At 71.8% G+C, this 16,454-nt stretch carries 7 protein-coding genes; 3 read left to right on the top strand and 4 right to left on the bottom strand.

The genetic code is table 11. From position 1 onward, the window contains the following. Positions 1 to 3 precede the first annotated feature (3 nt). The 4 genes from ABL310_RS15275 to ABL310_RS15260 all read right to left on the bottom strand — a co-directional run bounded on the left by ABL310_RS15275 (position 4) and on the right by ABL310_RS15260 (position 10,040). Positions 4 to 6,492: an SDR family NAD(P)-dependent oxidoreductase gene (locus ABL310_RS15275; protein WP_349367871.1), complete on the bottom strand. Its 6,489-nt coding sequence runs from the start codon at positions 6,490 to 6,492 to the stop codon at positions 4 to 6. A 309-nt stretch (positions 6,493 to 6,801) separates the two neighbouring features. After that, entirely contained in the window at positions 6,802 to 8,568 is a 1,767-nt protein-coding gene (locus ABL310_RS15270; RefSeq protein WP_349367870.1) for a GMC family oxidoreductase, read from the bottom strand. A 240-nt stretch (positions 8,569 to 8,808) separates the two neighbouring features. Beyond that, entirely contained in the window at positions 8,809 to 9,435 is a 627-nt protein-coding gene (locus ABL310_RS15265; RefSeq protein WP_349367869.1) for a hypothetical protein, read from the bottom strand. A gap of 167 nt (positions 9,436 to 9,602) precedes the next feature. Next, the gene (locus ABL310_RS15260) at positions 9,603 to 10,040 is read right to left on the bottom strand and encodes a DUF2267 domain-containing protein (protein ID WP_349367868.1); all 438 of its coding nucleotides are present in this window, start codon (positions 10,038 to 10,040) and stop codon (positions 9,603 to 9,605) included. A gap of 523 nt (positions 10,041 to 10,563) precedes the next feature. Here ABL310_RS15260 and ABL310_RS15255 point away from each other — a divergent pair. From ABL310_RS15255 to ABL310_RS15245, 3 genes are all read left to right on the top strand, one after another. Then, positions 10,564 to 13,050 carry a glycosyl hydrolase family 65 protein gene (locus tag ABL310_RS15255; protein WP_349367867.1) on the top strand — a complete coding sequence of 829 codons (2,487 nt, stop codon included), beginning with the start codon at positions 10,564 to 10,566 and terminating at the stop codon, positions 13,048 to 13,050. Between the two features lie 15 nt (positions 13,051 to 13,065). Next, positions 13,066 to 15,453 (top strand): phosphoenolpyruvate synthase, encoded by a 2,388-nt coding sequence (gene ppsA, locus ABL310_RS15250; RefSeq protein ID WP_349367866.1) that lies wholly within the window; start codon positions 13,066 to 13,068, stop codon positions 15,451 to 15,453. Between the two features lie 152 nt (positions 15,454 to 15,605). Beyond that, positions 15,606 to 16,436, top strand: coding sequence for a GH25 family lysozyme (locus ABL310_RS15245; RefSeq protein WP_349367865.1), 831 nt, complete (start codon positions 15,606 to 15,608; stop codon positions 16,434 to 16,436). The last annotated feature ends 18 nt before the right edge of the window (positions 16,437 to 16,454 follow it).

Raw genomic sequence — 16,454 nt, 5'->3', positions numbered from 1 at the left:
CTTCTACTCCGCCGCGGCCGGGAATGCCGCCGCGACGTCCGCGGGATGCGGGCGCTCACGGTCGGAGTCCGCCTGTGCGATGCATGCCCGGATCCGCGCGGCGAGGATGCGCGCATGCGGCTCGAGCACCATGGAATCATGGTCGCCGGGCACCTCGAACACCCGCAGCGCGGGAATCCAGGGCGTCCATTCGTTGTCGTCGAAGACGTATTCGCGCTCGCCGTCGACGAAGCGCCCGCCCGAGACGCGCCAGCGCCGATCGAGGGGCGGGCGGAAGAGCGCGGCGTTCCCGTTCCAGGGCTCCAGCGCGTAGGCCGCGACGGCGCGGCGGAACGCGGCCTCGATCGCGTCGTCGTGGAAGGCATGGGTCTCGCGCTCCGTCGGCTGCGCGAGGGATGCGCGCACGCGACCGAGCTCCCAGGCGGCGCGCCGGCGCACCCATTCCGTGAGGAAGCGCGCGCCGCGCTCGCGCAGCTCCTGCCACTTGATCAGGGCGCGGTCCCGCCGCGTCAGCGACGGGCGCGTCGGCAGGGGCGTGTCGAGCATGATCAGGAGCGAGACGCGCTCGCCCTCGGCCTCGAGCTGTCGGGCGATCTCGTAGGCGGTGATGCCGCCGCCGGAGAAGCCGCCGACGATGTAGGGCCCGTGAGGCTGGGCGAGTCGCATCTCCGTGATCAGGTCGCGGGCGGCTTCGGGAATGGTCTCGTGCGGCGCGGCGCCACCGAGGAGCCCGCGGGCCTGCAGGCCCCAGAACGGCCGGTCCGTGCCGAGCCGCAGCGCGAGGTGGCGCAGGTTCAGCACGTTGCCGAACATGCCCGCGACCATGAAGACCGGCGTCGACGGCCCGCCCCGGCCTTCGTGCATGGCGACGAGATGGGTATGGCGTCGCGGCGCCGACGCGGCCGGGACGGCCTCGCCCGGCTCGCTCGCCGCGTCGCCGCCGACGTGCTCGGCGATCAGCGCGGCGCAGCCCGCGATGGTCGGCGCCTCGAACAGGACGGAGATCGGGAATTCCGCCCTGAAGGCCTTCTTGATCATGACGAACAGCCGCACGGCGACGAGCGAATGGCCGCCGAGGTCGAAGAAGCTGTCCTCGACGCCGATCTGCGCCACCCCGAGCAGCTCCTCCCAGAAGCCGACGAGCGTCCGCTCGATCTCGTTGCGCGGCGCGACGTAGGCGCTGTCGAGGTCCGGGCGGGCGAAGCTCTGGGCCTCGCCCGGCTCCTTGGCGCCCGCGCGGGCGGCTTGACGGACGAGGCCGTCGAGATCGAGGGAGGAGACCACGACCTGCGGCGCTCCCGCCGCGAGAGCGCGGGCGAACGCGTCGGCGCCCTCGTCGGGACGGATGCCCTGCTCGACGGCGGCGGCGAGCTGCTCCTCGCCGGGCGAGAGCCGGCGCTCGGCCTCGCCCGACGTCTCGAAGACCACGTCGCGCGCCTTCGGCGGCTCGCCGACGGCGAGGGTCGCCTCGACCTCGAGTCGCCGGAGCGTGAAGCCCTCGACCTCCATCAGCACGGCGCCGGCGTCGTCGCAGAGCGTCACGTCGAAGGTGGCGAAGCCGCTCTCGGCGCGGTTCCCGGGCCGCGAGCGCGCCCAGCTGAAGACGCGCGCCGGCAGGTCGGCGTGGACGGCCACGCAGCGGTAGGACAGTGGCGCCCACAGGTGGGTCGGGGCGTAGCCGTCGATCAGCTCCATCGCCCAGCCCGTGGCGATGTCGAGGAGTGCGGGATGGAGGCGCCAGCCCCCGCCGAGATCGGCATGGAAGGCCTCGGGCAGGGAAAGCTCGGCGAGGCCCTCTCCCGTGCCGAAGGCCATGGCGCGCAGCACCTGCCAGCGCGGGCCGAAGGCGAGATGATCCTCCTGCGGCGCGCGCAGCGCCTCGGCGCCCGACGCGCGGCGCGCCGGCCCGCAGCGCGCGGCGACCGCGTCGAGGTCGACGCGCTCGCGCGCGGGCGGCGGGGCGAGCGAGAGCCGTCCCTGGGCGTTCGGCGCGAAGGCCGCGCGTCCGTCGACCATGCAGGCGCTGCGCACCTCGAAGCCGATCCCCTCCGCATCGGGCGCGAGCCGGACGCGGACCTCGCCGCGGGCATCGTCGCCGACGACCAGCGGGCGCAGGAAGACGAGATCGGCGATCGCGAACGGTCCGGCGTCGCCGCTCGCGGCGAGGGCCTCGGCCGCCATCTCGAGATAGCTCGTGCCGGGCGCGAGCGCGGCGCCGTCCCGGATGCGGTGGCCGTCGAGCACCCAGCGCTCCCGGGCGTCGTAGGCGGCGCGGAACACGCGTGCGCCGTCCGTCTCGCGCCGCATCTCGTCGAGGAGCGGCGCGCTCACCGGTGCGAAGGGCCCCGGCTCGGATTGCCCGGCGCGCGGCCCGAGCGCGTCCGCGGCCATGCCGATCTCCGACCAGACGCCCCAGTCGATGGCGACGACGCGGGTGCGCCCGCCGCTGCGCGCCTTGGCGAAGGCGTTGAGGTACTCGTTGGCCGCGACGTAATCGACCTGCCCGGCCGGTGCGGTGATGGTGCTCACCGAGGAGAACAGCGCCATCCAGTCGATCGAACCGTCCGGGAAGAGCCGGTCGAGCACCGCCGCGCCATAGATCTTCGGCGTGAACACGTCCTCCACCGCGGAGACCGTCTTGGCGAGGAGCGGCCCGTCGCGCAGCACGCCGGCGGCGTGGATCACCGCGTCGACCGCGCCGAAACGCGCCTTCGCGGTGGCGAGCGCCGCGCGCATCTCCTCCTCGTCGGTCACGTCGGCGGCGAGGACGAGGACCTGCGCGCCGAGCGCTTCGAGCCGCTCCACCGCGCGGATGCGGCGGGCGAGGGGATCGGTTTCGGCGCGCCAGCGCAGCTGCGCCTTCCAGGTCTCGCGCGGCGGCAGCGGCGTGCGCCCGACGAGGACGAGCTTCGCCCGGGCCTCGCGGGCGAGGCTCTCGGCGATCGTGAGGCCGATCCCACCGAGGCCCCCGGTGACGAGCACGACGCCGCCCTCCCGGAGCGGCGGGGTCTCCGCCGGGGCGAGGGGGGCCGGCGCGAAGCCGAGCTCGAGGCGCTTCGCGCCGCGCAGGGCGGCGACGGCGTTGGACGGCTCGGCGAGCATCTCCTCGAGCACGGCCGTGGCGAGCCGCTCCTCCTGCGCCGCCGCATGCGCCCTCGCGGCGCGATCGAGCCCGCGGCGCGCGGGCGCGTCGGGAAGCTCGACGTCGAGCACCGAGCAGCCGACGCCGGGCATCTCGCGCGGGATCACCCGCGCCGGCCCCATCACGGTCGCTTTCTCGGGATAGGGCAGCGGCTCTGCCCGCACCTGCGTCGCCCCGGAGGTGAACACGGCGATATGGCAGGGGCTCAGCCCGTCCGCCGCCGCGAGCGCCTGGGCGAGGAAGAGCAGGCTGTAGAAGCCCTGCTCCTGGTTGCGATGGAGGAAGCTGCTGCCCGGGCGGAACGTCTCACCACGCGTGACCAGCCAGAAATGCGCGATGCGCGTCGGCGCCGCCTCCCGCTCGGCGAGGTCGCGCACGAGGGCGTCGTAGCCCTCTCGGCCGTGCTCCGGAGACACCCGGTACGCGTCCTCGCCGATCCGGGCGAAGGCGTCGCCCGCGCGCACCTCCACGACGCGATGTCCCGCCTGCCGCAGCCGCGCGACGGCGCGGCTCGCGAGACCCGCCTCGTCGGCGAAGACGAGCCAGGTCTCGCGCGGCGCCTCGCCGAGGCCGGTCTCGACGTCGACGGGGCAGGGCGCGAGGCGCGGGCGCCAGACGGGCCGCCAGCCCCAGTCCTCGATGCGCTCCTTGCGCGTGAGCGGCGCGTCCTGCGCCTCCGCCCGCGGCGCTGCGCGCTCGATGAAGTAGCGCTCGCCCTGGAACGCGTAGGTGGGCAGGACCACGCGGTCGCGGCGCGCGCCGCCCCAGATCTGGTCCCAGTCGACCCGCACGCCGCAGGCGGCGAGGCGGGCGACGACGCCGAGGAAATGCGCGTCGTCCGCCGTCGGATCGTCGGGATGGCGCAGGGACGACAGCGCCTGCTGCCCGGCGACTCCGTTCGCCTGAGCGAGCGAGCACAGCGCGCGGCCGGGGCCGACCTCGAGGTAGACGCGCCGCGCGCCGCGCGACAGCGTCGCGATGCCGTCGGCGAACCGCACGGTGTTCCGCAGGTGGCCGACCCAGTAGTCCGGATCGGTGGCCTGCTCGTCGGTGAGCGGCGCGCCCGTGCGGTTGGAGATCACGGGAACGCGCGGCGGCGAGAGGCGCATGCCGCGCAGATGCGCGCGGAAGCGCTCGAGCACCGGCTCGAGCATGCGCGAATGGGCGGCGATGTCGATGGGGATGCGCTGGGCCTCGACGTCGCGCGCCCGCAGCTCGGCCTCGAGCGCGTCCAGCGCCGGTTGCGGCCCGGAGGCGACGCAGGCGCCGGGCGCGTTGACGCTCGCGAGATCGAGGCTCTCGCCGAGCAGCGGCGCGAGGGCCTCGGCGGAGAGGGGCACGCTCAGCATGCCCCCCGCGGGGACGCCGTCGAACAGCGTGCCGCGCAGATGGACGAGATCGATGCAGTCCTCGAAGGACATCACGCCGGCGACGCAAGCGGCCGCGTTCTCGCCCATGCTGTGCCCGATCAGGGCGGACGGCCGCACCCCCCACGACATCCACAGCTGCGCCAGCGCGACCTCGACGATCATGATCAGCGGCAGCTGGACCGAGGGCCGCCTCAGCCGTTCGTCGGCCGCCTCTCGCTCCGCGGGCTCGGGAAGCCACAGCCGGCGAACGTCGTAGTCGAGCTTGGGCTGCAAGACCGCGAGGCCCTTGTCGACCCAGTCCTTGAACACCGGCTCGGTCTCGTAGAGGCCGCGCGCCATGCCGGCGTGTTGCGCGCCGCCGCCGGGGAACATGAACACGACCTCCGGGTCGGCTCCGAGCCGCTCGTGCGTGAAGACGCGGCGCGGCTCGTTGCGCTCCAGAAGGGCCGCGGCCTCCTCGTGGCTCCCCGCCACGAGCACGCGGCTCCTGGCGAAGGCCCGGCGTCCTTCGATCAGCGTGTATGCGACGTCGGCGAGCGGCTGTTCCGGATGCGCCCGCAGATGGGCCGCGAGGGCCTTGGCGTTGGCGTCGAGCGCCGCGCGCGTGCGGCCGGAGACGACGATGGGCTGGAAGGGCCAGTCGGACGGCTCGGACGCCGCGCGCGGCGGCGCCTCCTCCAGCACGGCGAAGGCGTTGGTGCCGCCGACGCCGAGCGAGTTCACGCCCGCCCTGCGCGGGCCGTCCGCGCGGCTCCAGGGCGTGAGGCGATCCGCCACCCGGAACGGGCTCGTCTCGACGTCGATCGCGGGGTTCGGCGCCTCGTAGCCGAGGCTCGGCGGGATGGCGCCATGGTGGAGGGCGAGCGCGGCCTTGATCAGGCTCGCGACGCCCGCCGCCGTGTCGAGATGGCCGATATTGGTCTTCACCGAGCCGATGCGGCAGGCGCCCGCGCGCGCCGCCTCCGGGCCGAAGGCGCTCGTGAGCGCGGCGATCTCGATGGGGTCGCCGAGATACGTCCCGGTGCCGTGGCATTCGACGTATCCGATCGTCTCCGGCGCGACCTCCGCCGCCGCGAGCGCGGCGCTCACCGCACGCGCTTGCCCGTCGACGCTCGGGGCGAGGTATCCCGCCTTGTCGGCGCCGTCGTTGTTGACGGCGGTTCCCTTGATCACGGCGAAGATCGGATCGCCGTCGGCGAGGGCGTCCTCCAGCCGCCGCAGGGCGACGACCGCGACGCCGCTGCCGAACACGGTCCCCTGCGCCCGATGGTCGAAAGCGTGGCAGCGTCCGTCCGGCGAGAGGATCTCGCCCTCCTTGTAGAGGTAGCCGCGCCCGTGCGGCAGCTCGATGGTCACGCCCCCGGAGAGCGCGAGGTCGCAGTCGCCGTCGCGCAGGGCCTTGCAGGCGTAATGCGTCGCGACGAGCGAGGACGAGCAGGCGGTCTGGACCGCGAGGCTCGGGCCCTTCAGGTCGAGCACGTGGCTGACGCGGGTGGCGAGGAAGTCCTTGTCGTTGCCGGTGTGCCGCAGCAGGAACAGCCCGGTCTTCGCGACGAGGTCCGCGTGGGAGCAGACGTTGAAGTAGAAGTAGCTGCCCATGCCGCAGCTGGCGTAGACGCCGACGGCGCCGCCGAACCGCTCCGGCGGGTGGCCGGCGCTCTCCAGCGCCTCCCACGCCGCCTCCAGGAACTGGCGGTGCTGCGGATCGAGGATCGCGGCCTCCTTCGGCCCGAAGCCGAAGAACTCGGCGTCGAAGCGATCGAAGCCGTCGAGGGTGGCCGCGTGCGGGACGTAGCTCGGCCGCGCGATGCGCTCGGGAGACTCGCCCGCCGCGAGGAGCTGGTCTCGCGTCAGCTCGCGGATCGCGCAGACGCCCTCGCGCAGGTTCGTCCAGTATTCGGAGATCGATCGGGCCCCGGGTACGCGGATGGCCATTCCGACGATGGCGATATCGCCGCCGGTTCCGTGGCGTCCAACCATCGAACCTCCCATGTCCGTCACCTTCTACTCGCACCGGCGGCCCGTCGCTCCCCACGGGTGCCGTCGCGCGGCCGAGCGGGCGCGGCGCCGCCCGATCTGCAGCGCGTCCGAAGAAGTCGGCGAGTTGTCTGAAAGTACTCCGCTGCCGATCGTCGAGAGCCGCAACGTGACGGATCGCCTCCCAGAAGACAGCAGAAGAGATTTCGACCCCAGCCCACCGTCGCCCAGAGTTACTAATCCCAGCACGCTCGTGTTCGAATATTCATGCGTCGCTAAGGATCAGGCAAGCCGCCTCGCCGTTTCTTTCCCCTACCCGCCTGGGATGGGCGCGCGCACGACCGGCTCGTGGCTCGCCGCCGCCAGCGGCCTCGCCGCGGCGGCTTCGCCCGGGGGCGTGGACGCGAGCACGGGGGCGGCCCACTCCCGGGCGACCTGGACGACCAGGTGGTCGGCGAGGCGGAGGGCCAGCGCGACCACGGTCAGCGTCGGGTTGGCCTGGCTCGAGGTCGGAAAGACGGCGGCGCTCGCGACGAAGAGATTGTCCATGCCGTGGATGCGGCAGGTCGGGTCGACCACGCTGGTATTCGGGTCGACGCCCATGCGCGTGGTTCCGAGATGGTGCCCTCCGTAAGCGCCGTACCGGGTCATCTCGTGCTCGACGCTGTCGGGGTCGTAGGCGAGCACCCCCGCCCCGCTGTCCGCGAAGTCGCGCTGGAGCAGCGAAAGCGCCGTCGCGACCGTGTGCACGTCCTGCGGCAGGTAGCGCCAGTCGACGCGCAGCATCGGCAGTCCCAGGCGATCCGTGCCGGTCGTCAGGGAGACCCGGCTCGCCGGGTTCGGCGTCTGCTCGGCGTGGAAGTCGATGCAGTAGACGGAGCTGCGTGGCCTGACGACGACGGAGGGAAGCTTGCGGGCCGCGAGCGTGCGGCGGCGCAGCCAGCTCATGACGAACGCGGACGTTCCGGCGGCGTCGCGGACGACGTTTCCCGCATGCGCGAAGCCGAGCGCGGGCCGGGGAGCGGTGTGCTCGACGAGCCGCTTGCGGTACTCGTAGGGCACGAGCCCCTGCGCCAGCCACAGCAGAGAAAGCGCGCCCGTTCGGTGGGCCGGATCCGTGATGCGGGGGTGATGGAGGCGGGCGATGACGTTGCCGACACGGTGCCTGCGCTGGGCATCGGGCGAGAGGGCGAAGCGCCGACGGCAATAGACGCCGCCGTCGGCGAGATCGTAGCCGTGCCAGACCTGTCCCGGTGCGAGAGCGACCTCGCCGATCGTGCCGGCGAGGTGGCACATGTAGAAGCGGCCGACGAGGTCGCGCGCGTTGCCGATGCCGTTCGGGTGCACCCGGCGGCTGGCGAGCAGGAGGCGTGTGACCTCGAGCCCACCGGTCGCGAGCACGACGTGTGCGGCGCGCACCGCCGAGACGCGTCCACTTTCGGTTGCGTATCGCACCCGCCGCACCCGCCGGCCGTCGGCCGCGTCGACCTCCACCTCGGTCACGCTCGCTCCGAGCAGGACCCGAACGTTGGCGGCGCGCTCCAGCAGGGGACCGTAGCGCTGGGCGAAGTCGGTGGGCGGGCTGAAGCGCTCGAGCGTGTCCGTCTGGAATGCGTCGCTGCGGAAGCCGTCGACGATCTCCCGCATCGGGCGCCGGAACGCTGCCGGCGCCGTGTAGGCGTAGGCGCCGGCTTCGCACAGGGCGTTCGCGCGGGCGTAGAAAGGCTCGAGGTCGGCGCGTGCGATGGGCCAGCCGCTGTGCGGCACCCAGTCCCGTTGCTCGAAGTCGATCGGGTCGAAGGGGACGCACCGTCCCCCCCAGATCGTCGTCGAGCCGCCGAAGCGCCGGGCGCGGTAGGTGTGCAGCGGGCTGTGCAGCCGCTCGTCGACGACCTCTCCCCGATAGAGATCCTGCGCGCGGCGATCGAAGGTGCGCCCCCCGGCCTCGAGAACGACCACGTCGATGCTGGTGCCGGCGAGCGCGACCGCGAGCGCGATCCCGGCCGCCCCGGCGCCGACGATACAGATCTGGCACGTTAGATCCGCGTCGTCGGATCGTTCGCAGGCCTCTCCGATCATGACCGCCGCCCCGCGAAGCTGAGCTCGCCGCGCCGTCGGTCGACGGTCACGCTCGGGAGACGACGCTAATGCCAAGGCGCGCGAATCGCCAGAGCGGGAAGCAAAGGTAAGCTCAAGACGTCGGGTGGCTCGATTCTTGCTGTGTAGTTTCGATGGTGAATAAACCAATCGCGTCCGGCTGTCGTGGCGGTCTATCGAGCGCCTCGCCACGACCGGCGAGGAACCGGACGCGTTGCCGCGTCATTCGGTCTCCAGCTCCGCGCAGGCGACCGGCAGGGTCACGTGCGCCGCCACGCCCTCCAGCGATCGGACGCTGTCCGGCAGCGCCAGGTCCTCGGGCACGCCATGGACGTAGATCACGCGGCGCTCCAGAGCGAGCGGGGTGGAGAGCTCCGCCTGCAGCGCCTCTTCGAGCGCCGCCGCCTCCACCGTCGTCTCGAAGGTGGCTCGCCCCTCGTCGGAGGCCGTCGGATAGCTCTCGCTCATCAGGGTCAGGCTGGCGGGATCGTCGGTGAGGGGAACCAGCGTCACGCCGGAGACGGCGCGCGTCTCGATCAGGTCGACGAAGCCGTCGCCGTTCTCGTCCGCCGCGGGGCCGGCGCAGGCGGCCTCCTGCGGATCGCTCTCGGCGTATCCGTGGATGTGGGCGAGATGCATGCCGGGGGTGAGGCCATCGATCGTCATGGAGATCGTCACGGTCCCGCCCTCGCGGGTGATGCGGACGTCGCCGGTCGGGTCCTGGCCGGTCTCGGCGCCGTTCACGGGCTCGAGCGCGCCGACGAGCGCCTCCTCCTGGGCGGTGGCGGGCAGGGCGAGGCAGTAGGGGAGGGCGGCGGCGAAAACGCCGAGAACGGGTGTGCGGGTCATGAGAAATCCTCCACGTGATCGCGAGCGAACGCGAGAGGGGAGGGGGCGTTCCCCGCCGCTCGGACGGGGTCGTCCGATCGCGTCTCGCAGGCCGCGCGCGGCCTGCGTCTCCCGAGCGGAGGGCGCGCACGCGCCCGCGGCCCGGAAGAGCCGCGGGCCGGCGCGGGTCACGCCGCCTGGTCGAGGCGCCAGATCGTCCGGACCTCCTCGGGCAGCGAGTGGCGCACCTTCTCCAGCTGCCCATGCGGCACGTGCCGGGCCAGCGTCTTGAACACGGCGCGGGTCGCGTCCTCCGGATCGGTCGGGCGCACGTCGCTCAGGCCCCTCTGCACGTGCTCCATGAATTCCGCGCGCGAGCGGAACTTCTCGGGCTGCGCCTCGGGCTTGTACTGGTCGTAGTACGCGCCGCGCACCAGAATCGGCAGCTCCGCGCCGAGATGCGCGGCGAGCTCCACGGGGACGCGGTCGCGAAGCGCGCGCAGCACCGAGCCTATCGCGTGCCAGGCGACCTGCTTGTCGGGGCCGAGATCCTCGCAGACCTCGTCGAGCCAGACATGCGTCGTCTGCAGCGTCTTGTCGAACGTGTCGAGACCGGTGGCGCTCATGGTCGGCTCTCCAATTCCGTGTGTGTGTCGTGTCGCCTCGACGGCGACGCCGCGCCCCCGCTGCGGGCCGGGTCGGTGGCGCGGGGCGTCTGGGCCGGCGCGCCGCGGCGGGCGCCGCTTTCCCCCGGACCCGAACAAAGACCCGGGGCGAAAGGGGTTCCTGACCCCGCGCGCCGGCTGCGACGCCGCAGCGGGTCGTACGGCGCAAGCCGCGGAAATGCGGTGCTTTTCGGCCCTCCGTACTAAACCGCATCGGGTCCAGCCGGAGATACGAGCGCGTTTCGAACGGTATTCTGGCGCACGTGTCCAAACTGAGCCGCGCCCGGCGGGCCTGTGCGCCCGCGCCCCGGGCGCACGTATCGGGGAACGAACGATCCATGGTCCACGACCGGGAGCGGCACGCGCGCCGCGCTACGCCGGGACGCGGGCGAGCCGACACGGGGAACGTCGGCGCGCCTCGGTCGTCTTGTGGTGGAGAGCCGGCGCATGCCCGATCCGCGACGGGCCGAGAGCGGGTGGAGGCATGACGACAGACTGGGCGCTACGCTACGAGGGCTTCGAGCCCGCCAAGGAAGGCCTGCGCGAGGTGCTGTGCGCGCTGGGCAACGGCACCATCGTCTCGCGCGCCGCGGCGCCGGACGCCGAGGCCGACGACACGCATTATCCGGGGACCTATCTCGCCGGCGGCTACGACCGGCTGACCTCCCGGGTGGGCGACCGCGCCATCGAGAACGAGGATCTCGTCAACCTGCCGAACTGGCTGCCCCTCGTCCTGCGCGTCGAGGACGGGCCCTGGCTGCGCGCCGGCCGCTACGAACGGCTCGACTACCACCAGGAGCTCCACGTCCGCGAGGGCGTGCTCGCGCGCGCCTTTCGCATCCGCGACGGCGCGGGGCGGGTGACGCGCTGGGAGGAGACGCGGTTCGTCTCGATGCACGACCCGCACCTGTGCGCGCTGTCGGTGACCGTCACGCCGGAGAACTGGTCCGGCCGGCTCGGCGTGCGCGCGGGGCTCGACGGCGGCGTCACCAATTGGGGCGTCAAGCGCTACCGGGCGCTGGAGGGCCGCCATCTGGAGACGCTCGAGACCGATTGCGGCGACGACGGCGTCGTCGCCCTGCGCTCGCGCTTCGTCCAGGCCAGGCGCGAGATCGCGCTCGCCCAGCGCCTCCACGTCGACCCGAGCGGCGGGCGCATCGCCGCCGAGCGCAAGGAGGCGCTGGCCGATTCGGCCTGGCAGGAGCTGGAGATCGAGGTCGAGGCCGGCCGCCCCGTGCGGATCGAGAAGATCGCGGCCTATTTCAATTCGCAGGACCACGCCGTGGCCGAGCCGCTCGCCGAGGCGAAGCGGCGCGTCGCCGACGTGGCCTCCTTCGAGGCGGCGCGCGCCGACCACGTCACCGCCTGGGCGCATCTGTGGGAGCAGTGCGATATCCGGCTGGACAGCGCCGAGAACGGCGGTGCGCAGCTGAAGCTGCGGCTGCACGTCTTCCACCTGCTGCAGACGGCCTCGCCCCATTCCGTCGATCGCGACGTCGGCGTGCCGCCGCGGGGCTGGCACGGCGAGGCCTATCGCGGCCACATCATGTGGGACGAGCTGTTCATCTTCCCCTATCTCACCCTGCGCATGCCGGTCCTGACCCGCGCGCTCCTGCGCTACCGCCACCGCCGGCTCGGCGAGGCGCGCCGCGCGGCGCGCGAGGCGGGCCACGCGGGGGCGATGTTCCCGTGGATGAGCGGCTCGAACGGGCGCGAGGAGACGCAGACCGTCCACCTCAACCCGCTCTCCGGCCGCTGGCTGCCGGACAATTCGTACCGCCAGCGCCATATCGGCGCGGCGATCTGCTACAACATCTGGCAATATCTCGAGGCGACCGACGATCGCGAGTTCCTGCGCGACTACGGCGCGGAGCTGTTCTTCGAGATCGCGCGTTTCTGGTCGAGCCTCGCCGAGCGGCGCGACGACGGCCGCTTCTCGATCCGCGGCGTGATGGGCCCGGACGAGTTCCACGACGGCTATCCCGGCCGGGACGCGACCACCGAGGGCGGGCTCGACGACAACGCCTACACCAACTTCATGGTGGCCTGGCTCCTCACCCGCGCCATCGACATCCTCGACCTCCTGCCCGACGACTATCGCCGGCGGCTGTGCGAGCGGCTGTCGCTCTCCGCGGAGGAGCTGGCGCGCTGGGACGCGATCTCGCGCAACATCGCCATCCCCTTCCACGACGGCGGCATCATCTCGCAGTTCGACGGCTACGGGGACCTGAAGGAGTTCGACTGGCCGCGCTACCGGGAGAAGTATCCGAACCTGCAGCGGCTCGATCGCATCCTGGAGAGCGAGGGCGAGGACCCGAACGCCTACAAGGTCTCCAAGCAGGCCGACGTGCTGATGATCTTCTACCTGTTCAGCCGCGAGGACATCCGCGAGATCTTCGACCGGCTGGGCTACGCCTTCTCCTCGCAGCAAATCTTCGACAACATCAAGTACTATGTCGAGCGCGTCTCCCACGGCTCGACCTTGTCCTTCATCACGCACGCCTGGGTGCTCGCCCGCTCGGACCGCAAGGCGTCCTGGCAGCTCGCGCTCAAGGCGCTCGATTCCGACATCGGCGACGTCCAGGGCGGCACCACGCAGGAGGGCATCCATCTCGGCGCCATGGCCGGCACGGTGGACCTCGTCCAGCGCTGCTACACGGGCATCGCCATGCAGGGCGGCGCCCTCGTCTTCAACCCGCGCCTGCCCGAGGAGGTGACGCGGCTCGAGACGACCGTGCGCTATCGCCGCCAGATCCTCGACGTCTCCATCACGCAGGAGGCGCTCACGGTGGCGAGCCGGACCATGTCCGCGCCGCCGGTGACCATCGCCTATCGCGGGCACATCCGGGACATCAGCCCGGGCCAGTCCTTCACCTTCAAGCTCGTGCGGGAGGCGCGGCCGGATCGCCCGGCGCGCGCCGCCGAGCAGGACCGCGTCGCCGAGAGGCGCGCGCGAGCCGAGCAGAGATAACCAAGGAGATCCCCCATGAGCGAACACGAGCTGGTGCTGCCCCTCTCGGAGCTGACCCGCGGCGAAGGCGCCAAGGTCGGCGGCAAGAATTCCTCGCTGGGCGAGATGATCAGGAACCTCTCGTCCCAGGGCATCCGCGTGCCCGGCGGCTTCGCCACCACGGCGGCCGCCTATTGGCGCTACATCGAGGCGAACGATCTCGGGCCCCCGATCCGCGACGCCATCGGCTCGCTGAAGGAGGATCTCTCGAACCTCCACGCGGTGGGCGAGCGCGTGCGCGGGCTGCTGCTCGACGCGCATTTCCCCGACGACCTGCGCGACGCGGTCCTCGGCGCCTATGCCGAGATGGCGGTCGACGGCAAGAAGGCGAAGGTCGCCGTGCGCTCCTCCGCCACCGCCGAGGACCTGCCGGAGGCGAGCTTCGCCGGCCAGCTCGAGACCTTCCTCAATATCGAGGGCAACAACGCGCTCCTCGACGCCTGCCGGCGCTGCTACGCCTCGCTCTTCACCGACCGCGCCATCAGCTATCGCGAGAATCACGGCTTCGATCACCTGAAGGTCGCGCTGTCGGTGGGCGTCCAGCGCATGGTGCGCTCCGACATCGCCTCCTCGGGCGTGATGTTCTCCATCGACACCGAGACCGGCTTCGACCGCTCCGTGCTCATCACCGGCGCCTGGGGGCTCGGCGAGACCGTGGTGCAGGGCATCGTCGAGCCCGACGAGTTCCAGGTCTTCAAGCCGCTGCTCGACAAGCAGGGCGTCACGCCCATCGTCGAGAAGGCGCGCGGCGCCAAGGGCCGCAAGATGGTGTTCTCCGCGCCCGGCTCGAAGTCCCCGACGCGCACGATCGACACGTCCGAGGACGAGCGCCGGCGCTTCACGCTGAACGACGAGGAGGTGATGCAGCTCGGCCGCTGGGCGGCGACGATCGAGAAGCATTACGGCCAGCCCATGGACATGGAATGGGCCAAGGACGGCGAGACGGGCGAGCTCTTCATCGTCCAGGCGCGGCCCGAGACCGTTCAGTCGCGCCGCGAGGCGGGGCAGCTCAAGTCCTACGCGCTCGAGAGCAAGGGCGAGCTCCTGGTCAAGGGTCTCGCGGTGGGCGACGCCATCGGCGCGGGCAAGGTCTGCAAGCTCGACACGCCCGAGGACATCGAGAAGTTCGAGCCCGGCGCCGTGCTCGTCACCACCATGACCGACCCCGACTGGGTGCCGATCATGAAGAAGGCCGCCGCCATCGTCACCGATCACGGCGGGCGCACCAGCCACGCGGCCATCGTCTCGCGCGAGCTCGGCCTCCCCGCCATCGTCGGCACCGAGATCGGCACCGAGGTGCTGGAGAACGGGACTGAGATCACGGTCTCCTGCGCGGAGGGAGACGAGGGCCGCGTCTATGCCGGCATCGCCGAGTTCTCGGTGGAGGAGACCGACCTCTCCGAGATCCCGGACACCAAGACCAAGGTGATGATCAACCTCGCCAACCCCTCCGCCGCCTTCCGCTGGTGGCGCCTGCCGGCCGACGGCGTGGGGCTCGCGCGCATGGAGTTCATCGTCTCGAACCACATCAAGGTCCATCCGATGGCGCTCGTGCGCTACGACCAGCTGGAGGACAAGGCCGTCCGCAAGGAAATCGACGACCTCACCCGCGGCTATGCCTCCCGCGAGGAGTTCTTCGTCGACACGCTGGCGCGCGGCGTCGCCCGCATCGCGGCGGCGCACTACCCCAATCCGGTCGTGCTGCGCATGAGCGACTTCAAGACCAACGAATACGCCGAGCTGCTGGGCGGGCACGGATTCGAGCCCAAGGAGGAGAACCCGATGATCGGCTGGCGCGGGGCGAGCCGCTACTACCACCCGGACTACCGCGAGGGCTTCGCGCTGGAATGCCGGGCGGTGAAGCGGGCCCGCGACGAGATCGGCATGTCGAACATCGTCATGATGATCCCGTTCTGCCGCACGCCCGAGGAGGCGGACCGGGTGCTGGAGGAGATGGAGAAGAACGGCCTGAAGCGCGGCGAGAACGGGCTCGAGGTCTACGTCATGGCCGAGCTGCCCTCGAACGTGCGCCTCGCCCACCGCTTCGCCGAGCGCTTCGACGGCTTCTCCATCGGCTCGAACGACCTCACCCAGCTCGTGCTCGGCGTCGACCGCGATTCGGACCGGCTCTCGAAGCTCTTCGACGAGCGCCACGAGGCGGTGAAGAGCTTCATCAGCGATCTCCTCGCCGCCGCGAAGAAGTCGGGCACCCACACCGGCATCTGCGGCCAGGCGCCGAGCGATCACCCGGACTTCGCGCGCTTCCTGGTGGAGGAGGGCATCGACACGATCTCGGTGACGCCCGACACCTTCCTGCGGGTGAAGCGCGAGGTGGCGAAGGCGGAGAGCGATCTCGGGCGGTGAGGCCGGCGCGTCCCGTCGTGATCCGGCGCGAGGCGGCGGCGTGAAATCACGCCGCCGCCTCGCTTTTCGGAAGCGTCGCCCTATCCTGTTTACTGGATCGTAGGGATCGCGGGGCGATTCCTCGGCGCGTGCGTCCTCATCCGGATCAGGCCATGCCCGTCGCGCCCGCCCGCGCTCTCGCCCGTCTCGTCACGCTCGCCGCCGCGGCGCTCCTGCTCGCGGGCTGCTCGCTCGCGCCGGACTACTACCCCGCGAAGGGCGACAACGACCCGCATCCGGGGGTGCGGCGCGTCCATTCGCTGCCCGTGCACGGCATCGACGTCTCGCGCTGGCAGGGCGACGTCGACTGGCATCGCGTGCGCCGCGCCGGAACGAAGTTCGCCTTCATCAAGGCGACCGAGGGCGGCGACCACATCGACCCGAAGTTCCGCGAGAACTGGGAGGGCGCGCGCCGCGCCGGCATTCCGCGCGGCGCCTACCACTTCGTCTACTGGTGCCGCCCGGCGCACGAGCAGGCGCAATGGTTCATCGACAACGTGCCGAACGAGCCGGACATGCTGCCGCCCGTGCTCGACATGGAGTGGAACAACCATTCCCGCTCGTGCACGCGGCGCGTGCCGCGAGAGGAGGCGCTCGACAAGACGCGCATCATTCTCGCCATGCTCCACCAGCATTACGGCCGGCTGCCGATCATCTACACCGACATCAACTTCCACCGCGACGTGCTCGAGGGCGAGCGGTTCGACGCCACCTTCTGGCTGCGCTCGGTGGCCGCCGAGCCGCACGAGCGCTACCGCAACCGCCGCTGGACCATCTGGCAATGGACCCAGACCGGCACCGTCCCCGGCGTCCGCGGCGAGGTCGACCGCAACGCCTTCTACGGGACCGAGCGGGAATGGGAGCAGTTCCTGGCGAGCGACTGCGACCCGCGGGACCGGGCGCGGCTGGAGATCTTCGGGTATTGCCGGGACAAGGGGGTGTAGAGGCGGGCTTCGCCCCGC

Source organism: Salinarimonas sp. (assembly GCF_040111675.1).
GTDB lineage: Bacteria > Pseudomonadota > Alphaproteobacteria > Rhizobiales > Beijerinckiaceae > Salinarimonas.
The sequence above is the reverse complement of the archived record's forward strand: the minus strand, read 5'-3'. Positions and strand labels throughout refer to the sequence as shown.

What these genes read in the sequence shown, in the direction of transcription:
- ABL310_RS15275 (WP_349367871.1), bottom strand. Translation starts at nt 6,492, where the DNA reads ATGGTTGGACGCCACGGAACCGGCGGCGATATCGCCATCGTCGGAATG.
- ABL310_RS15270 (WP_349367870.1), bottom strand. Translation starts at nt 8,568, where the DNA reads ATGATCGGAGAGGCCTGCGAACGATCCGACGACGCGGATCTAACGTGC.
- ABL310_RS15265 (WP_349367869.1), bottom strand. Translation starts at nt 9,435, where the DNA reads ATGACCCGCACACCCGTTCTCGGCGTTTTCGCCGCCGCCCTCCCCTAC.
- ABL310_RS15260 (WP_349367868.1), bottom strand. Translation starts at nt 10,040, where the DNA reads ATGAGCGCCACCGGTCTCGACACGTTCGACAAGACGCTGCAGACGACG.
- ABL310_RS15255 (WP_349367867.1), top strand. Translation starts at nt 10,564, where the DNA reads ATGACGACAGACTGGGCGCTACGCTACGAGGGCTTCGAGCCCGCCAAG.
- ppsA (WP_349367866.1), top strand. Translation starts at nt 13,066, where the DNA reads ATGAGCGAACACGAGCTGGTGCTGCCCCTCTCGGAGCTGACCCGCGGC.
- ABL310_RS15245 (WP_349367865.1), top strand. Translation starts at nt 15,606, where the DNA reads ATGCCCGTCGCGCCCGCCCGCGCTCTCGCCCGTCTCGTCACGCTCGCC.